The organism is Alkalibacterium iburiense, from assembly GCF_039521845.1.
In the GTDB taxonomy this organism is placed as follows: domain Bacteria; phylum Bacillota; class Bacilli; order Lactobacillales; family Carnobacteriaceae_A; genus Alkalibacterium; species Alkalibacterium iburiense.
Map to the genome: position 1 here is coordinate 1 of NZ_BAAACW010000073.1, position 2,323 is coordinate 2,323.

Sequence of the window (2,323 nt, forward strand, 5' to 3'; positions counted from 1 at the left end):
TTTTGTGTAAAAGATTGATTTACAAGCAATAAACGAAGAAATAAACTATAAAATAAACAAAATTTTTGGAAATACGACTTTTAGAAATGGGGGAGTGAGATGAAAGTAAATGATAAGTTAGATACTAGCAAAGTAACGTTTAAAGAAACAATGCTTATTATAATGTTATTAGTTGTTGGGATTCCTTTTTTTAATGGAATATTTTCCTCTGATGGATTTAATGTTCAATTTTTAGTTAGCTCTATAATAGGCTCAGGAATAGCTACACTATTGACCTATTATTTTTTAAATAATAAAAGTTTTAAATCTGTTAATTTATCAAAATTTGCATTGATTATGGTTATTAATATTGTGATATCTACGAGCATAGCTATGGCATCTGTTTTTGTTTTCTTTATGTGTTCTCTTTTTTTGAATACAGTGCTTGAGTTTGAAATGCAAAATAATTCGAGTGTTATAATTAGAAAAGTTGGCCATAAGGAATGTGACTTAATGCTATTATTTATATTCTCTACTCTTTCATCTAGTTTTTAAACAGCGGTATTTCATTTGGTCTTCTCTAATAAAGTATTGAAAGTGTTATAATAGTAAGTAGTGCGCAGCGAATTTATAAATGTTGAAAAACATTTATCCAAGCAATGTCTAAAATCATGAATGAAAAATTTTGCTTTTAGTATTAATAAATGCCACAATATAGATGAACCTAGAAATTGCAGAACATAACCAAAGCCCCACAGTCTGGCAGGACTGTGGGGCTTATTTTTCGTTCTCTAAGAGATTAACGAATTAGGCTTGACTGTCTTAGTTTTTATCGCTTTGGAACCAAGCACAACTAAAGATCGCTTTTTAAAACATTCAGATTATGAAGGTTTTAAAGGATACATCATAAAATATGAAGAAGGAAATAGTGTTGGTTTTATATACGGTTATATTTCTCTACCAGGGCATTATTAACGGCTCAAGTTAATCATGCCTCCGCTAAAAATCTATATAGTAAACTTAAATGAGAGATAGTAAAAGACCCCCTCTTTACAAACGACAAAATACTCCTTTGGTAATAACGGGGATAAAGCTATAACTGTATCAGTCGTTAGCGGGGTTACTATTCATTTTAATAATTGAAGTAACCATATCTTTTAATTCTTCAAAAGATAAACTCCATGTTGCGATAGTTACACAAAGATTAACAGCATCTTCCGTGGGCAATGAGAAAGATACTCCATTGATACGTAAAAAGTAAGTTAATGTCATATATGCCGTACGCTTATTTGCATTATGAAAACAATGCTTTTTAACAAGGTTTATAAATAAAATAGCTGCTTTTTCTTCCAATGTTGGATATACCTCTTCACCAAAAGCAGTTTGATAAATTGCTTGAAGAGACATGTTTAAAGCAGAGGGTTCTTTCACTCCAATAAATTCCTCAGGTGAATCTTTTTTTATAAGAAAGGTATTAAAAAAGATGACTTGTTTTTCATTTACTGTTTTCATTTGTCCACTAAAGATTTAAAGATATCTTTATTTTCATCGTAAATAGTATCTACCAGTTTTAAAAACTCTTCATTTATCACATCAGGTTCTTGTTTAGTAATTTCAATGCTATTATTTTCTTTTGTAAGTTGAACCGTGTCACCTTCTGATAAATCGAGAGCTTTTAACATATTAGGTGGAATAGTCAAAACGTAACTATTACCACTCTTCCGAATCTTTCGACTTTGTGTATTATCCATACAAACCACCTTGTATACATATTTCTTATTGTATATACATTATAATACAATAAGACGCAAACATCAATCTTGTTCCTGTAGTTTGTAATTATATTTTAAACTGCTATATTTTAGTTAGAGGTAATTTTTCATTAGAAGGAAAAAACCGAATGGATTCTTCCAGAACTTTAAAACTACGGCCAATTGCTATAAATGACTTCAAAACTATTTTAGAGTGGAGTCAAAATGATACCTTTTGCAAAGCTACTGGTTAGGAGAAACCTATCAAGGAAAAGGCATTATGTCAAAAGCATTGGAAGCAATGATTGCTTATGGTATCAACGACTTGTCCCTAAATAGAGTAGAGATTAGAGTTGCGACTGAAAATTATAAAAGTAGAGCACTTCCTGAACGCTTTAACTTTACAAAAGAAGGCGTTATAAGAGAAGCGGAGTGGCTATACGATCACTATGTAGACCACATTCTATACTTATTATTAGCAGATGAATGGAAGAATAATTAAATCGTTACTATTATGATTCCATTGTTTATGGCAATATAAAAGTAGATAGTATTGCAACGAAAATCTTAGAAGCTTGAACAAACAAAAAAGG

At 30.4% G+C, this 2,323-nt stretch carries 4 protein-coding genes; 2 read left to right on the forward strand and 2 right to left on the reverse strand.

Annotated features, from left to right (window positions below):
* Positions 1–99: 99 nt before the first annotated feature.
* Positions 100–534, forward strand: coding sequence for a hypothetical protein (locus tag ABDZ53_RS06325; RefSeq protein WP_343754805.1), 435 nt, complete (start codon positions 100–102; stop codon positions 532–534).
* A 549-nt stretch (positions 535–1,083) separates the two neighbouring features.
* On the opposite strand, the gene ABDZ53_RS06330 is transcribed toward ABDZ53_RS06325, so the two are convergent.
* Together ABDZ53_RS06330 and ABDZ53_RS06335 are read right to left on the reverse strand one after the other, a co-directional pair.
* The gene (locus ABDZ53_RS06330) at positions 1,084–1,491 is read right to left on the reverse strand and encodes a type II toxin-antitoxin system death-on-curing family toxin (protein WP_343754806.1); all 408 of its coding nucleotides are present in this window, start codon (positions 1,489–1,491) and stop codon (positions 1,084–1,086) included.
* Positions 1,488–1,730 carry an AbrB/MazE/SpoVT family DNA-binding domain-containing protein gene (locus ABDZ53_RS06335; protein WP_343754807.1) on the reverse strand — a complete coding sequence of 81 codons (243 nt, stop codon included), beginning with the start codon at positions 1,728–1,730 and terminating at the stop codon, positions 1,488–1,490. The genes ABDZ53_RS06330 and ABDZ53_RS06335 overlap by 4 nt, the downstream gene beginning before the upstream one ends.
* Positions 1,731–1,965: 235 nt before the next feature.
* Here ABDZ53_RS06335 and ABDZ53_RS06340 point away from each other — a divergent pair, with 235 nt between their 5' ends.
* Positions 1,966–2,232, forward strand: a complete 267-nt coding sequence (locus ABDZ53_RS06340; RefSeq protein WP_343754808.1) for a GNAT family N-acetyltransferase — start codon at positions 1,966–1,968, stop codon at positions 2,230–2,232.
* Positions 2,233–2,323: the final 91 nt, after the last annotated feature.